The 16,992-nt window shown below is 64.4% G+C and carries 5 protein-coding genes and 1 tRNA gene; 4 read left to right on the top strand and 2 right to left on the bottom strand.

The features are described 5' to 3' along the window. Window positions 1–49 precede the first annotated feature (49 nt). Window positions 50–1,372 (bottom strand): M23 family metallopeptidase, encoded by a 1,323-nt coding sequence (locus H7687_RS19215; RefSeq protein WP_183350421.1) that lies wholly within the window; start codon window positions 1,370–1,372, stop codon window positions 50–52. 525 nt (window positions 1,373–1,897) lie between these two features. Between H7687_RS19215 and H7687_RS19210 the strand changes: the two genes are divergently transcribed. Continuing rightward, complete coding sequence (locus H7687_RS19210; RefSeq protein ID WP_183350419.1) at window positions 1,898–2,431, top strand: DUF3332 domain-containing protein; 534 nt, start codon at window positions 1,898–1,900, stop codon at window positions 2,429–2,431. A gap of 515 nt (window positions 2,432–2,946) precedes the next feature. Here H7687_RS19210 and H7687_RS19205 read toward each other — a convergent pair. Further along, window positions 2,947–3,022, bottom strand: a tRNA-Thr gene (locus tag H7687_RS19205). 567 nt (window positions 3,023–3,589) lie between these two features. Between H7687_RS19205 and H7687_RS19200 the strand changes: the two genes are divergently transcribed. From H7687_RS19200 to H7687_RS19190, 3 genes are all read left to right on the top strand, one after another. Further along, a complete protein-coding gene (locus H7687_RS19200) occupies window positions 3,590–7,222 on the top strand; it encodes a cytochrome c3 family protein (protein WP_183350417.1) in 3,633 nt (1,210 codons plus the stop codon). A gap of 91 nt (window positions 7,223–7,313) precedes the next feature. Next, window positions 7,314–10,199 carry a CxxxxCH/CxxCH domain c-type cytochrome gene (locus H7687_RS19195; protein ID WP_183350415.1) on the top strand — a complete coding sequence of 962 codons (2,886 nt, stop codon included), beginning with the start codon at window positions 7,314–7,316 and terminating at the stop codon, window positions 10,197–10,199. Between the two features lie 203 nt (window positions 10,200–10,402). Then, complete coding sequence (locus tag H7687_RS19190) at window positions 10,403–16,927, top strand: CxxxxCH/CxxCH domain c-type cytochrome (RefSeq protein WP_183350414.1); 6,525 nt, start codon at window positions 10,403–10,405, stop codon at window positions 16,925–16,927. The last annotated feature ends 65 nt before the right edge of the window (window positions 16,928–16,992 follow it).

Here is a 16,992-nt window from a genome sequence, read left to right as displayed (position 1 = left end):
GAGGGGGATGGGCGTCTGGGCGGGAGATCGTTGCTGATCAAGTTCGCTCTTATCTCGCCCCTGCCGCCTGCTTGGCTTCTTCCAGTTTGCTGGTGATGTTGTTCCTGATCCAGGAGGGATCCCACCACTCGATCGGGTTCACCTCCTGCCCCGAGACCACCACGCCGAAGTGGAGGTGGTCGCCGCCGGCAAGGCCGGTATCGCCGGTGTCGCCGATGATGTCACCCTTGTTCACCTGGTCCCCCTCCTTGACCGCGATCCGGCTTAGATGACCGTACAACGTCTGCAGCCCCATGCCGTGATCGATGATGACGCATTGGCCGTAGATGCCGAGGTCGTCGGCCCAGACCACGCGCCCGCTGTTTGCCGCGGGGACCCTGGAGTGCGCCAGTGAGGCCAGGTCGATGCCCAGGTGATACTGCTCATCGACCTGCTTTCCCTTGTACAAGTAGCTACGCAACTGACTGAAGGTGCCGCGCGGCGCCGAGTTGGGGAGACGCATGAACTCCCCTTGCCACAGCGGGGTAGGGGAGGTCTTGAGCCCCACCTCGTACAAGGTCTTCCGGTCGGCCTGGCGCCCTTCGCCGTTCACCTTGAGATAGAGCTCCAGCGGGGTGGCGGCCTTCGGGTAGCGGTCCTTGAATTCACCCGCGACCTTCTCCAGGAAAGAGTCGGTCAGTTCGATGCGGTCCCTGGGGAACGATTTTTCCAGCACGTGGTAGTAGATGCCGGTCAGCCTCTCGTTGCCCGCCCGGTCCACGGCCAGCACCTTCGGGACGAACCGGTCCGGGGGCAGGTCGCTGGGGAAGGGGAACAGGCAGGCGTAGAACCCCTCCGGTTGGCGGTAGGCGGGATAGAAGCGGTCGGCGAAGACGACGCCGGTCTTGGCCACTTCGCGGTTCACCGTGTAGACCACGAGGCCTGCTCCGCCGCGGGAGATGTTGTGGGCGGTGCTGAGGACGGCGACCGCCGGAGGCTTGTTCTGGTAGTCGAAGTTGAAGGCCTGCTCGGTACGGTTGCCCGAGCCGAAGCCGAAGATGGAGCGGTTGGCCGCCTTGACCTCGAGCCGGACCGGTCCCTCCTTGAGCCCGGGCTGGGTCGGCAGCCGGAAGGTCTCCGCGACCTCCTTCGTCCCGGAGGGGTACTGCCTGGCCAGAATGGGAAAGCTCTTCTGCCCCTGCACCAGGTTGACGCTCAACGACCTGAGTCCCGACCGGTCCCGCAGCCTCAGCACCACGTCGAGCTTGGAGGAGATGGGGCCGCTTTGCCGGGAGAGCGCGAAGGCGGGCCCGGACGTGTCGAGAAAGTAGTAGACTCCGAAACCGAGCATGAGCAAAAGGACGAGGATGACAGCCACAGCAGTCGTTTTCATGGTTCTCCCCCCAGCGCCGGTAGGGCTTGCTGGCATCATCCAGCGCCCGTCGCTGTCGAGATTGATTAATCGGGGTTAAGGCACCCACGGATTTTAGCACCCGCCCCTTCGAAGTCCAGCACCGGCACGGTTACCGGGGGCTGTATGAGCCATAAAAAATGTTGCGGCTCTCTGTAAAAATCCCGGTCTGGTGATATATTACTCTCAGCTAGCTAGCTGTAACAGAATGTCTCGGAAAAGGAGGTAGCAGCATCGAGGTAACTTCCATCGAAGAGGATTCTAATCACGAAACAGCTGTACCAGCTCCGACGTCGAAAGCGTCGGGATGACCCCTGTAACGAGGGGATCGAGTACAAGAAGAGGCCCTGCGTATCATAGCGGGCCTCTTTTTTATTGCACAGTCACAGGCGCCGGCACCAAAGACAGAAGGGAAGTTGATTAACAGTAATAATACGATTTCTGCTATATTAGACGAGTCGGGATAGTAAATCCCGTTTGACGTTTGAGAGTAAAGGAGGACCAGTTATGAAAAGGATCACAGCAGCACTACTTGCCATGGTCATGGCCATGGTTTCCCTGCAGGGGTGCTACGGCAAGATGGCGCTCACCAAAAAGGTGTACCAGGTGAACGGCCAGGTGGGCGACAAGTTCCTGCGCAGCCTGGTGACCTGGGCCTTCATCATCGTACCGGTCTACCAGGTATCGGCGCTGGTCGACTTCGTAGTCTTCAACACCATCGAGTTCTGGAGCGGGCGTAACCCCGTGGCCCAGGGAGAGAAGGCTTTCCAGTACAGTGAAAACGGCGACACGTTCAAGGTGCACGCCCAAAAGAGCGGTGACATGCTGCGCTACACCTTCAACCGCTACCACGGCGATACCTACCTCGACACCCTCACCGTCGACTGGAACGTGAAGACCGGCAATTCCGTGGCGGTACTGCGGGAAGGGAACGACGTGATGCAGTTCCAGGCGATCAGGAGCAAGGGAGGCGTACAGGTAACAAGGTCGACTCCCGGTGCTTTGAACCCCGGGGGGCAGATAGCGGCACTGTACCAGTAGGAGAGGGGATTCTCAGAGGGATGGTGAGGAATGGTAATGTTAGCGGATTCAAACCCAGAGGGGAGGCAACTCAAGCAGTATATCCGGAAAAAAATTTTTTGGACAGACTGTTTCTTTAGTCTCACCGATGTTATGTTTGACTCAGCTAGCTAGCAAAGAGGGATCTCGGAAAAAAGGAGGTAATCAGCATCAAAGAAACTCCACCGATTCGGAATCTCACAACTTGAAGCTGGAACCTCCCGGTGCTTACGGGCACTGGCAACCACCCTTGAAAAGGGTACCCAAGTAGACGCAACAAAGAAGGCCCGCCATCATGGCGGGCCTTTTCAATTGGATCAGAGGGACGGTAGCAGAAGGGACTGGCTCCGTTAGGTGCCTGTCCCTCTAGCGGAACGCTCCATTCCACACAGCCACCGGACGCAAGCCCCTAAGGGGACAGGCACCTGGCGGAGCCAGTCCCCTCCTTTCACGGCAATGACAAAGGGCCGCAGACATGGTCTGCGACCCTTAATTTTTGGAGCCGAAGAGCGGACTCGAACCGCCGACTTGCTGATTACGAATCAGCTACTCTACCAACTGAGTTACTCCGGCTGATCTGTTACCGAGGCTAATCTTTTACCGTAAATCCCCCCACCAGTCAATCTCATTCTAAATTCCCAACGTTCAACTTCCCCAGTCATCCTCGGCTTGTGAGCATCCCCTCGCGCGGCACCTGGTTTTTTCACATAGCCGTCGACATTTGTATTTGACTGAATTCATGATCACGTACAATGACTGCCCAGAGCAAAGGCGCAATCAGACAGGTCGGAGGGGTGCTCGCTGTGCTAACTTTGGCGTTGCCGAAACGTTACAATTGGGGATAAGTCTAATGGTGGTGCATTCGGTGTTTTCGCTGCCCTCTAATGTTATACCCCCGCGGGACGGCGGAATTTTACCCGTTCCGAAGGATTTATTTTATCCAGTTAAAGCTGGATGCGAAAAAAATTTTAAGGAAAAAGTGTCCAATTTGTTTCCGTTTTAGCCCGGTGGAGGGCCCTGCACCGGGGGGAGGGTGCTGTTTATAGGTACATTTCTTGCGGAGTCCCCCCCCCTGTAGAACTATTTCGTACCTCTAAATCGTCCATTACCGCACGCGAGGACCAGGGACAGGGGAAGGTTATGCTGAGAAAAACACTGGCTGTTCTGGCTGCTACGGCCGTCATATCGGGGGCGCTCTCATGGGCGGCAACATCGTTCCAGCTACAGACCAAGCTGAACACTGCAGGCGGTACGCTCCAGGTCCGCAACAATGCAGTCCAGACTGTGGCTGGCACCACCGTTTACAGCAACTTCACTACGGCCGCCCCGGTCCCGGTGCGGGTCACCGCCAACCCCGGTTACAAGATCACCAGTGTGACCAAGAGCGGCGTAGCCCAGGTGATCGGTAACTACACCACCCATTACTACACCACGGTCAAGAAGTCGGACGGCTCGGTGCAGTCCCTGGTGGCCGGCTTCACCATCCAGAAGTACACCGTCACCGGCATCGCCTCCGGCCCGGGCACCGTCTCCCCGGCCAGCACCGCGATCGCCTACGGCGGCAACGCCACCCTCACCGCCAGCCCCAACGCCGGCGCGGTCCTGACCAGCGTCACCGGCGGCACGGCCACCGTTTCCGGCAGCCCGGTCGTCTACCCCTGCTCCACCCCGGCCACCATCACGGTGACCAACGTGACCTCCCCCAGGACCGTGCAGGCCGTCTTCGCCGCGGTCGGGGCCAACGCCGGCGAGAACCAGACCGCCATGATCGTCACCAAGGTCACCCTGAGGGGCACCTTGCAGGGGGGCGGCACCTTCACCTGGGTCCAGGAAAGCGGCCCGGCGGTCACCCTGGTCGGCGCCGGTACCTTGAACCCCGAGTTCACTCCGATGACGCTGGGGACCTACGTGTTCCGTCTCACCCAGTACCTGAACGGCCTGGCCGTTGCCACCTCGACCACCCAGGTCAAGGTCGTCGACTCGCTGATCAGCTCCATGAGGACCGACTGCAACGGCTGCCACGGCCCAACCGGCATCTACCCGACCCCGCAGGCGTTTATCTCCTGGTCCTCCTCGAACCACAAGTACCTCGGCGTCTCCTGCGTTTCCTGCCACACCACGGGCGCCATGCCGACCCCGGTCAACCCGACCACGGTCGATTCCAGCAGCTTCGTCAACCTCAATGCCAGCGCCGGTCCGGTCGGCGGCTACTTCTGCGCCGCCTGCCACACCGATTCCATCTTCGCCGGTTACGACCGCTCCATGCACAAGGTGAAGGGCGTCACCTGTACCGCCTGCCACAAGGGCGGACCGCACCTGCCTGAGGCCGAGCCCGGCGTCTGCCAGGAGTGCCACTACAACGGCCTGGGCATCGTCCCCAACCACACGGTCGATATCGGCCCCAACGTTATCTGTATCTCCTGCCACAACCCGCACTCCAGCTTCGCGGCGGTGCAGGGCGACCTGGAGACGCTGCACTACGGCAACATGACCACCGGCGCCTACCCGGCGACCTACGTCACCTCGCGTTCCGCCTGCACCGACTGCCACTTCTCCACGGTCACCAACCAGGCGATCCGCCAGGCGTGGTACACCTCCGGCCACGCCAAGGGGAGCGCGCCGGCATATTCGACCTACGACTTCAAGACCATGGACGGCTGCGTGCAGTGCCACACCACCACCGGCTTCGTCAACTACTCCACGGGCAAGGTCACCACGGCCTGGGGTGTCGCCTCGGACAAGACCAAGGAGATGGTCACCTGCCGCGCCTGCCACATCGACATCGTCACCGGCGCGCTGCGCACGGTGCAGCCGGCCAAGCCGTTCTCCAACGAGCCGACCTACGTCAACCCGTCGGTGGGCCAGTCCAACCTGTGCATGACCTGCCACAGCGGCACCAACACCGGCCAGGTGATCACGACGCAGCTGCAGGCGAACGCCGACTTCACCAATATGGCCTTCATCCAGCCGCACTACGCGACCGCCGCGGCCGCCATGTACGCCAAGGGTGGCTACCACTTCCCGGGTCGCAACTACGACCTGGGCGCCACCCACAGCAACCTGGGCAACACCAACGCCAAGGGGCCCTGCGTCTCCTGCCACAGAAACGGCACCTACGGCCACTCCTTCAGAAGCGGCGTGAGCACCCTGTGCACCACCTGCCACGGCGCCAACATGCCGGAAGAGCAGCGTCAGCTGGCGCGCGATTCCTTCGTCAGCCTGCTGGAAGTGCTCCGTGCCCAACTGGCGGCCAAGGGCTTCATCTACACCGACAAGGCGCCGCACTTCGCCCAACGCAACTGGGGCTCGGGCCAGCAGGGCGCCAACGTCATGGGTGCGGCCTTCAACTACGCCCTCCTGATGCGCGAGCTGGGCTCCTTCGGCCACAACCCGCGCTACTCCAAGCAGCTGGCCATGGACTCCATCGACATCCTGGACAACGGCGTGATCGACGACTCGGTGACCACGGAGGCAGTGCCGACGCTGCGCGACGCGGGCGCCATCAGCCAGGCGGTGGCCGACTCCGTCATCGCCTACAAGGCGCGCAACCTGTGCATCACCTGCCACGGCGGCTCCGCCTCCACCCCGAGCCCGATGGCGACCAACCAGCATGCCACCCACATCACCTCGGTCTACGGCCCGGGCGCTTATCTCGGGAGCGAGTACACCGTCTGCCAGGCCTGCCACGTCGGCACCACCGCCACCCACAACAACGGCTCGCCGGACCTGAAGAGCGGCGACGGCTCGCTGTGCATGGGTTGCCACGCAGGCCAGCTGGTCGACTGGAAGACCACCAGCCGCATCGAGTGCACCGTCTGCCACGCGCAGAACCCGGCGCAGCTCCCCAACGGCACCCAAGCGCCGTACAAGGCCTACTTCGGCAGCAAGGGTCACGGCCGCTTCGCGGTGAGCAACCAGTGCACCGTGTGTCACGACCGCAACGCGACCCACATCACCGGCACCCTGGGTGACAGCAAGCGCCTGCTCATGAACAACGACAACCTGCTGTGCGCCTCCTGCCACAGCAACGCGTCCGTGGTGTCGGCGCGCTTCCTTAACATCAGCACCCACCGCGCCAAAGACGGCAGCACCATCGCCTGCCGCGAGTGCCACGACACCCACGGCACCGGCAACCTCTCCATGATCCGCGGCGAGATCAGGGGCTTCAACATCTACTTCACCGACCGCGTCAACACCCTGGTGGAATCGACCACCAACCGCGGCCTGTGCCAGGTCTGCCACACCAAGACCAACTACTACCGCGCCGGGGTCCCCGAAGGCAGCCACTTCACCTCGGGCTGCCTGGACTGCCACACCCACACCAGCAGCGGCGGCGCCTTCAAGCCGATCGGCGGCGGCTGCGACTCGTGCCACGGCTATCCGCCGGCGCCGAAGAACACGGCGACCGCCTTCGGCAGCTACGCCAACTGGGCCAACGCCCGCTTCGAGGACTACTCGGGCGGCGGCGGCGCGCACCTGGTGGCGGCACACATCTCGCCGTTTGCGAAGCCCGAAGAAGGGTGGACCAACTGCACCGCCTGCCACAACGGCGGCGCCACCGGGATGACCCCGTACCACAGGATGGTGACGCCGGTTAAGGAGCACATCGAGAACCTGACCGTGCTGGTGGACAACAGCCTGCGCTTCGCGAACTCCTTCACCGTCTACACCGGCGCCAGCCTGACCAGTGTGCCGGGCGCCAACAAGACCGGCAGCTGCTTCAACATCGCCTGCCACATGAGCCCGTCGGCACGGTGGAGCACCGAGCGGTAGGAGAGGACTAGTAGCAAAGCCGCACCGTTTCTGGATCAAGGGAAGATTCAGCTTTTATACAATGCTAGCAGGACACCAAGAGGAGGATAAAATGTTAACAAAGTATGGAGGGCGCTGTTTCCTGGTGCTGGCACTGCTGGTGCTGACACTGATGCAGTTGTCCGCGGGGAAGGCACAGGCCGCCCCGCAGTACAACTATGACTGTTCTTTCTGCCATACCATGCCGCCCATGGACTCCGGTACGGCCAAGAAAGACCCCAACACCGGCGCTGTGCCGGGTAACCACGCAGGACACGCCACCTCGGCGGTCAACTCCTGCGTCACCTGCCACGGCAACCAGGTCGGCGGCTACGCCATGGGTCACCGCAACAAGACCATCGAGCTTGCCGACGGCGTCGGCTACTCGAGGAAGATCGCGGCCGGCTTCGTGAACCAGACCTCGGTTCCGCCGAACCCGATGGGCACCTGCTCCACCGCGGCCTGCCACAGCGACGGCAAAGGCACCCTGCGTGCGACCCCGGCCTGGGGTAGCGCGGCCCTCACCGTGCCGGGCGGCTGCTCTTCCTGCCACAGCGTCGCCCCTGCGACCGGCAACCACCCGACCGCCGGGACCAAGCACGCCAACTACTACGGCACCGGCGTGACCTCCTGCGGGAAGTGCCACACCGACCACTCGGTACAGGCCAAGCCGTTCAGCCACGCCACCTCGGCCGGCCACCGCGCCATCGAGGTGAAGTTCGCCACCGGCGGCACCTTCGCGTCCAACCAGTGCTCCAACGTCTACTGCCACAGCAACGGCCGCGGCACCTACACCCCGCCGACCTGGGGCGGCACCCTGACCTGCGCCGGCTGCCACGGCGACGCGACCAGCAACACCCTGTCGGGCAACCACGCCAAGCACGTGAACAATGCCGCGTTCCTGGGCACCTCCTACGGCTGCGTCGAGTGCCACAGCTCGACCGTTTCCGACAACAGCACCATCTCCAACTTCACCAACCACGTCAACAACGCCAAAGAGGTAGCCGGCAGCAAGGTCGGGACCCCGGTATCGGGTACCTGCTCCACCTCCTACTGCCACAGCGACGGCAAAGGCACCATGAAGAGCGTTACCTGGACCGGTTCCACCGCCCTGGATTGTAAGTCCTGCCACGGCTCCGACGCCGCTCCGGCCTTCGCTTCCGTCGCCGGCGAGCCGAACTACTCCAACGCCGGCGCCGACCAGCTGCGCGCCAACAGCCACGAAAACCACGTAGCTTCGGCCGCCGACTGCGCCAGCTGCCACGCCGACACCACCGTGAACGGCACCAGCATCAAGGCGGGCACCTTCCACACCAACAACGCACGCGACCTGAAAGCCGGCAACGGCAAGAGCTTCACCCTGGTCGGCAACTCCTGCTCCGCGGTATCCTGCCACAGCGGCAACGGCATCGTGGCCGGCGTGCCCGACGTGAAATGGGGCGCATCCCTTGGCTGCAACGGCTGCCACGGCGACGCCGAGACCCTGACCACCAACGCCCACGCCAAACACGTGGCCCTGACCGGCAAGGCCTATGCCTGCGACACCTGCCACGCTTCCACCGTGTCGGGCAGCTCCAGCTTCGCCAACAAGGCCCTGCACGGCGACGCTAGCGTCGAGATTGCCGGCGCCCAGGTGACCACCTGGAGCGGCACCACCACCAAGACCTGCGCCACCTCCTGCCACATGTCGGCCACCCCGACGTGGAACAACCTGGCATCCGGCGCCTGCGGTACCTGCCACACCGCGCTTTCCAACACCACCGGCGGCCTGATCGGCTCCGCCGCGCACGCGCAGCACTTCACCGCCAACTACGGTCCGAAATTCAGCTCGACCCTGGCTACCTCCTGCTCCAACTGCCACACTTCGAGCACGGCGGCAACCCACGTCAACGGCACGCTGAACCTGGCTGCCGGCATGAACAAGATCGGCACCTGCACCAACTGCCACAAGCAGAGCACCAACTGGACCACCGGTCGCGTCACCTGCGAAAGCTGCCACTCGACCGCTGGCGGCCAGCTCTCCGTCATCGGTGGCATCACCGCTCCTGACAAGACCCTGGCGGCAACCAAGGGCCACGGCAAGGCCGGCATCGCCCAGGCCTGCTCCGCCTGCCACGACAACACCTCGGCCCACATCAGCGGCGCGCTGGGCGATCAGAAACGTCTCCTCGGCGTCCTGGTCGGCGCCACCAACGTTGAGTGCGACTACTGCCACACCAACCCCGCCAAGGTCACCGGCGCGGCGCTCAACGTGAAGGCGCACAAGGCTGCCGGCCTGGGCTCCAAGTGCTCGGACTGCCACAACGCCCACGGTACCGCCAACACCATGATGGTGAACGCTACCATCAACGGCACCGCAGTCAGCTTCACCGGCAACAACACCTTCGCCAACGGTGCCAGGACCGGCGTCTGCCAGGTCTGCCACACCACTACCCAGTACTTCACCAAGGCTGGCCAGCCGCAGGCCGCCCACGTCGACTCCACCACCAACTGTCTGGACTGCCACCAGCACAACCCGGCCACCGGCCTCGCGTTCGTGCCCAACGGTGGTTGCGACGCCTGCCACGGCTACCCGCCGGCACCGCGTCAGACCCTCAGCGCCATCACCTTCGGCGTGCAGGGGAGCTGGTCCTCGGCCCGCTTCGAAGACTACTCCGGCGGCGGCGGCGCCCACATCGTGGCGGGACACATCAAGAAGGACGCCAAGGCCTCCGAGGGTTGGGCGAACTGCCTGCCCTGCCACAAAGGGAGCGACGCTTCCCACGCCCGTGCCCTGCCCATCAGGACCCACGTGGAAAGCGTAAGCGTCGAGATCGACCCGCAGTACCGCTTCTCCAACGACACCCTCGCCACCTACACCAGCGCAACGCTGGTCTCCGGCGGGACCAACAAGAGCGGCAGCTGCTTCAACGTGAGCTGCCACTTCAAGCCGACCCAGAAGTGGAGCATCGAACGGTAAGCAGTTGAAGACGCTTTATCCGTCATAAAACAGCAGCATGTTAAAACCCCGGCGGGGGAGTGGATCCCCCCGCCGGGCTCTGAATGCAATAGCACTACGGTCAGGTGTTTTGAGATAAAGGAGTGGAAATGAGGGGCTACCGCAGACTCGGATGGTACAACCCACGAGTGATAGCTTTGCTGATGACGCTGGGAGTTGCACTCTTGGCTGGCACGAAGGCCGAGGCCGCACCGCAGTACAACTACGGTTGCGACGCCTGCCACACCATGCCTCCTCTTGATTCGGCCGACGGACGGCGTATTCCGGCCTCCGGCGCATTCAAGGGGAACCATGGCAGCCATGCCGACAGTAATGCCCTGTCGTGCGTCAAGTGCCACGGCTCCGGCGTGCTCGTGTACCAGAACGGCCACCGCACCGACGACATCAAGGTCTCCGGCAACATCAACGGTTCCGCGACGGGGAGCTACAGCCGCGCCTTCCTGAACCAGACCTCGGTGCCCCCGAACCCGCTGGGGTCCTGCTCCAACGTGAACTGCCACTTCGAGCGCACCAGCCCGGCCTGGGGCAGCGCGGCGTACGCCAGCCCGGCGGACTGCAACAGCTGCCATGGCGCCTCGCTCTCCGCGGGCCACCCCGTTTCCGGTTCCAAGCATGGCACCTACTACGGCACCGGCACCGGCGCCTGCGTCAAGTGCCACACGGACCACAGCGCCGAGGCGAAGCCGTTTGCGCACGCGACCAGCGTGACCCACCGCGGCATTGCGCTCAACTTCACCGCGACCCCCAACAACGGCGGGAGCTATTCCGGCCCGACCAACGATTTTCTCCCGAGCCAGTCCAACACCTTTGGTACCTGCTCGGGCCTCTACTGCCACAGCGACGGCACCACCAAGACCGGTCCCTTCACTGTGACCACCGCCCCCTCCTGGGGCAACGCGACCCTGGGCTGCAACGGCTGCCACGGCGGCCCGGCGTCCCTCGGTAGCCCGATCGGCACCGGGAAACACCAGGCCCACATCAACAACCCCGGGGCCCTGGGGAGCAACTACGGCTGCGTCGAGTGCCATGCGAAAACCGCAGCGAGCGACTCCGCAATTGCCGTTACCGCAAACCACGTCAACACCTTCGTCGAGTACTCCGGCGCCAAGGCCGGCAAGAACTACTCCGGTGGTTCCTGCTCCACCACCTACTGCCACACCTCCGGTAAGAAGGGTGTCGCGGGCGTGGCCTCGACCGTCGAACCGGGCAACCCGTCCTGGAGCGGCGCGGCCATGGTCTGCAACGGCTGCCACGGCGCAAAGCCGATGGGGACGGCAGGGGTCGCCTTCAGCTCCGTCGCGGGCGAGCCTAACTACGTGAGCTCGGGCCTTGCCGCCGCCAACAGCCATGAAAAGCACGTCGGGGCGGCGGGGGCATCCACCTGCAACAGCTGCCACGCCAAGACCACGACCACCGGCACCAGCATCGTCGCCGGCGGCCAGCACATCGACGGCTTCATCAACTACACCTCCGCCAGCGCCAGCTTCGGCAAGAAGGCCAACAAGACCTGCTCCAACATCAGCTGCCATTCGGGCAACGGCAAGGTCCCCGTGGTAGCGGACGCCCAATGGGGCGCAAGCCTCGGCTGCAACGGCTGCCACGGTGGCCCGATCGCGCTGGGAAGCAACGTCATCAATACCGGCGCGCACACCCAGCACACGAACCAGCCTTCGGTGATCGGCGACAACATGATCTGCGCCGAGTGCCACGCGAAGACGGTCGCGGTCGACACGGCCATCGCCACTCCGGCCAACCACATGAACAACTTCGTGGATTACTCCGGCGTCAGGGCCGGCAAGAGCAGCACGCTGGTCTCCGGCTCCTGCTCCGCGACCTATTGCCACACCTCCGGCAAGAAAGGGCAGTCCGGCATGGTCGCCACCGTCGAGCCCGCCAATCCCTCCTGGAGCGGCCCGGCCATGGGTTGCAACGGCTGCCACGGCGCCAAGGCCATGGGCACCGCAGGGGTCGCCTTCACCTCCGTTGCGGGCGAGCCGAACTACGTGAGCTCGGGCCTTACCGCCGCCAACAGCCACGAAAAGCACGTGGGCGCGGCCGGCGCCACCACCTGCGCCACCTGCCACTCGAAAACCACGACCAACGGCACCGCGATCATCGCGGGGAGCCAGCACCTGGACCGCCTGGCCAACTACACCTCCGCCAACGGCAGCTTCGCCAAGGCCGCCAGCAAGAGCTGCTCCAACATCACCTGCCACTCCGGCAACGGCAAGGTGTCCGGCGTGTTCGACGCCCAGTGGGGCACCACCCTTGGCTGCAACGGCTGCCACGGCGGCCCGGCTTCCTTGGGCACCAGGAAACTGGCCTCCGGCAAGCACGCGGCGCACATGGACCAGGCGGGCGTCCTGGGGGACAACCTGGGCTGCGTCGAATGCCACTCCAAGACGGTCTCCAGCGACTCGGCTGTATCCACTCCGCTCAACCACCTGAACTCCTTCGTGGACTACTCCGGCGTCAGGGCGGGCAGGAGCACCACCTACAGCGGCGGCATCTGCTCCGCCAGCTACTGCCACACCTCCGGCAAGAAGGGACAGAGCGGTATGGTGGCCACCGTCGAGCCGGCGGCTCCCTCCTGGAGCGGGCCGGCCATGGGGTGCAACGGCTGCCACGGTGCGAAAGCCATGGGTACCGCCGGGGTCGCCTTCAACTCGGTGGCGGGTGAGCCGAACTACCTAAGCTCCGGCCTCGCCGCCGCCAACAGCCATGAGAAGCACGTAGGCGCCGCCGGCGCCACCACCTGCGCCAAGTGCCACGCCAAGACCACGAGCAACGGCACCACACTGATCGCAGGGAACCAGCACCTGAACGGCTTCGCCAACTACACCGCCGCCGACCTCAGCTTCGGCAAGAAGGTGAACAAGACCTGCTCCAACATCTCCTGCCACTCCGGCAACGGCAAGATCGTCTCGGTCGCCGACGCGCAGTGGGGCGCCACCCTCAATTGCAACGGCTGCCACGGCGGTCCGGCTGCCCTTGGCAGCAACGTCATCAACACCGGGGCGCACACCCAGCACACCAACCAGCCCTCGGTGCTCGGGGACAACCTCGTCTGCGCCGAGTGCCACTCCAACACCGTTTCCAGCAATACCGCCATCGGCACGCCGGCAAACCACATCAACAACTTCGTGGACTACTCCGGCGCCAAGGCGGGCAAGAGGAGCACCCTCGTCTCCGGCACCTGCTCCGCGACCTACTGCCACACCTCCGGCAAGAAGGGGCAGGCCAACATGGTGGCCACCGTCGAGCCGGCGGCCCCGAACTGGAGCAGCACCGGCATGGGATGCAACGGCTGCCACGGCGCGCAGCCCTTCGGGACCGCGGGCGTCGACTTCGCTTCGGTAGCCGGCGAGCCCAACTACGTGAGCGGCACGGCCGGCTCCACCAACGCCAACTCCCACAAGAAACACGTGGGTGCAGCCGGAGCCACCACCTGTTCCAACTGCCACTCGAAGACCACGGCCAACGGTACGGCCATCATCGCCGGCAGCCAGCACCTGGACCGCCTGGCCAACTACACCTCCGCCAACGGCAGCTTCGGCAAGGTCGCCAACAAGACCTGCTCCAACATCACCTGCCACGGAGGCAACGGCAAGGTGGTCGGCGTGCCTGACGCCCAGTGGGGGGACACCCTGCTGTGCAACGGCTGCCACGGCGGCCCGGCGTCCTTGGGCACCAGGAAGCTCAACACCGGCAGCCATCCGCAGCACATGGACCAGCCGAGCGTCCTGGGCGACAACCTGGGCTGCGTCGAGTGCCACTCGAAAACGGTCTCCAGCGACGCGCTGGTCTCCACGCCGCTCAACCACCTGAACAGCTTCGTCGACTACTCCGGCGTCAAGGCGGGCAGGAGCACCACCTACAGCGGCGGCACCTGCTCCGCCACCTACTGCCACACCTCCGGCAAGAAGGGTCAGACCGGCATGGTGGCGACGGTCGAGCCGGCTGCTCCCTCCTGGGGCGGCGCGGCCATGGGTTGCAACGGCTGCCACGGCGCGAAAGCCATGGGTACCGCCGGGGTCGCCTTCACCTCGGTGGCGGGCGAGCCGAACTACGTGAGCTCCGGCCTCGCCGCCGCCAACAGCCATGAGAAGCACGTAGGCGCCGCCGGCGCCACTACCTGCTCCAAGTGCCACGCGAAGACCACCGCAAACGGCACCACGCTGATCGCGGGCAACCAGCACCTGAACGGCTTCTCCAACTACACCGCAGCCGACCTCAGTTTCGGCAAGAAGGTGAACAAGACCTGCTCCAACATCAGCTGCCACTCGGGCAACGGCAAGATCGCCTCCGTCGCCGACGCGCAGTGGGGCGCCACCTTGAACTGCAACGGCTGCCACGGCGGCCCGGTCGGCCTGCCCACCAACAGGATCGTCACCGGGGCGCACGCGCAGCACACGAACCAGAGCGCGGTTATCGGCGACAACCTGGCGTGCGTCGAGTGCCATGCCAACACGGTCACCAGCGACACCACCCTGGGCGCCGTCAACCACATGAACAACTTCGTGGACTACTCCGGTGTCAGGGCGGGCAAGAGGAGCACCGTGGTCGGCGGAACCTGTTCCGCGACCTACTGCCACACCTCCGGCAAGAAGGGGCAGTCCGGCATGGTGGCCACCATCGAACCTGCGGCCCCGAACTGGAGCGGCACCGGCATGGGCTGCAACGGCTGCCACGGCGCGAAAGCCTTTGGCACCGCCGGGGTCGAGTTCACCACCGTAGCGGGCGAGCCTAACTACACGTCCGGCCTTCCGGGGACCGAGAGCGCCAACTCCCACAAGAAGCACGTGGGAAGCGGCGGGGCAGCGACCTGCGTCTTCTGCCACTCCAAGACCACGAGCAACGGTACGGCCATCATCAGCAGCAGCCAGCACCTGAACGGCTTCAACAACTTCACCTCGGGCGGCGGCAAAACCTTCTACAAACGCGCCAACAAGACCTGCTCCAACATCAGCTGTCACTCCGGCAACGGCAAGGTGGCAGGCGTGGCGGACGCGCAGTGGGGCGCCACCCTTGGCTGCAACGGCTGCCACGGCGGCCCGGCGGCCCTGGGCAGCAACATCCTTGCCACCGGCTCGCACCCGCAGCACGTGAACACCGGCTCCGCCGTGACCAACTACGGCTGTGTGGAGTGCCACGCACAATCCGTCTCCAGCGATACCCAGATCTACAACACGCTGGTCCACGCCGACACCTACGTGAACTACTCCGGCGTCAAGGCCGGCAAGAGCAGCACCTATGCCGGCGGCACCTGCTCCGCTACCTACTGCCACACCTCCGGCAAGAAGGGGCAAACCGGGATGGTTGCGACCGTGGAACCGGCCAACCCCTCCTGGGGCGGTACCGCACTGGGCTGCAACGGCTGCCACGGCGCCAAAGCCTTTGGCACTGCCGGGGTCGCCTTCACCTCGGTTGCCGGCGAGCCGAACTACACCAGCGGGGCCCAAGGGTCCGCCAGCGCGAACTCCCACCAGAAGCACGTGAAGGCGGCCGGCGCCACTACCTGTGTCCTGTGCCACAGCGCCACCGTCGACGCCACCGGCACCCAGATCATCGGCAGCCACACCAACAAAGTGGCCGACGTTGTGGCGGGCGGGACCGCAAGCTTCGGTTACCCGGGGAGCAAGACCTGCACCAACGTCTCCTGCCACAGCGGCACCGGCTACAGCGCCACCAACGCGGTCTGGGGCGCGACGCTTGACTGCAAGGGCTGCCACGCCACCCTCTCCGGCGCGCACACCCGCCACGTCGGCACCGCATGGGGCACCCTGCCGTTCTACAACTACACGGCTAACGTCTCCACCGGTTCCGACACCGACGGCGTCACCTGGAAGGCCTACGGCTTCGGCTGCGCCAACTGCCACCCGGTGGTCCTCGCGAACCACATGAACGGCAGCGTCGAGGTGGAGCTGAACACGGTCACCAACGCCGGCACGCTGAGGAAGAAGAACACCGCAGCGGGCCTGATCGGCAGCACCGGTCTGGGTACCGTCTCCTGCTCCAACGTCTACTGTCATTACGACGTGACCACGCCGCAGTGGAACCAGACCTACACCGCCGCCACCCGCTGCTCGGGCTGCCACGAGAACGCCCCGAGCACCGACTCGCACGCGACGCACAAGGTCGGCATCCACTACGACAACATCTTCAGCGGCACGAGTGGCCTGCTCCCGGCCGCCGGCGCCGTCGGGGTGAACGCCGGCCACGGCGACCCGGCACAGTCGACCACCATCGGCTGCAACATCTGCCATTACACCACGGTCAACATGGCCAGGAACAAGTACAACAGCTCCTGCTCCACCGCGTCCTGCCACGGCAACACCACCGGCAACAACACCGACGCCCTTGGCGCCTCCAGGATCACCAACCTGGCCAACCACGTCAACGGCAGGAACGACATCGCCTTCGTACCGAACACCTACATGAAGTCCAAGGCGCAGGTCACCGACGCCAACTTCGTGAACTACACCGGCGGCCTCGCCGGCTGGAACAAGACCCGCACCTACAAGCAGGGTGCTTCGTCTTACGACACCTCGAAGGGGTACCTCAACACCGTCGGCAGCTACGCCAGCGGCAGTTGCTCCAACATCGTCTGCCACAACGGCGTGACCGTACACTGGGTCAACGACTTCGGCGGAGCACGCGATTGCACCATGTGCCATGTCAACCTGTAACCACGCTCCTCCCGGGCTCCGGCCCGGGAGGGACTTACAAAGAACTTTGAGTTTCGATACATAAC

Origin of the sequence: Geomonas paludis, from assembly GCF_014193585.1 — a bacterium.
Classification (GTDB): domain Bacteria; phylum Desulfobacterota; class Desulfuromonadia; order Geobacterales; family Geobacteraceae; genus Geomonas; species Geomonas paludis.
Note: the sequence above shows the minus strand (reverse complement) of the source record. Positions and strands in the feature narration are given on the sequence as shown.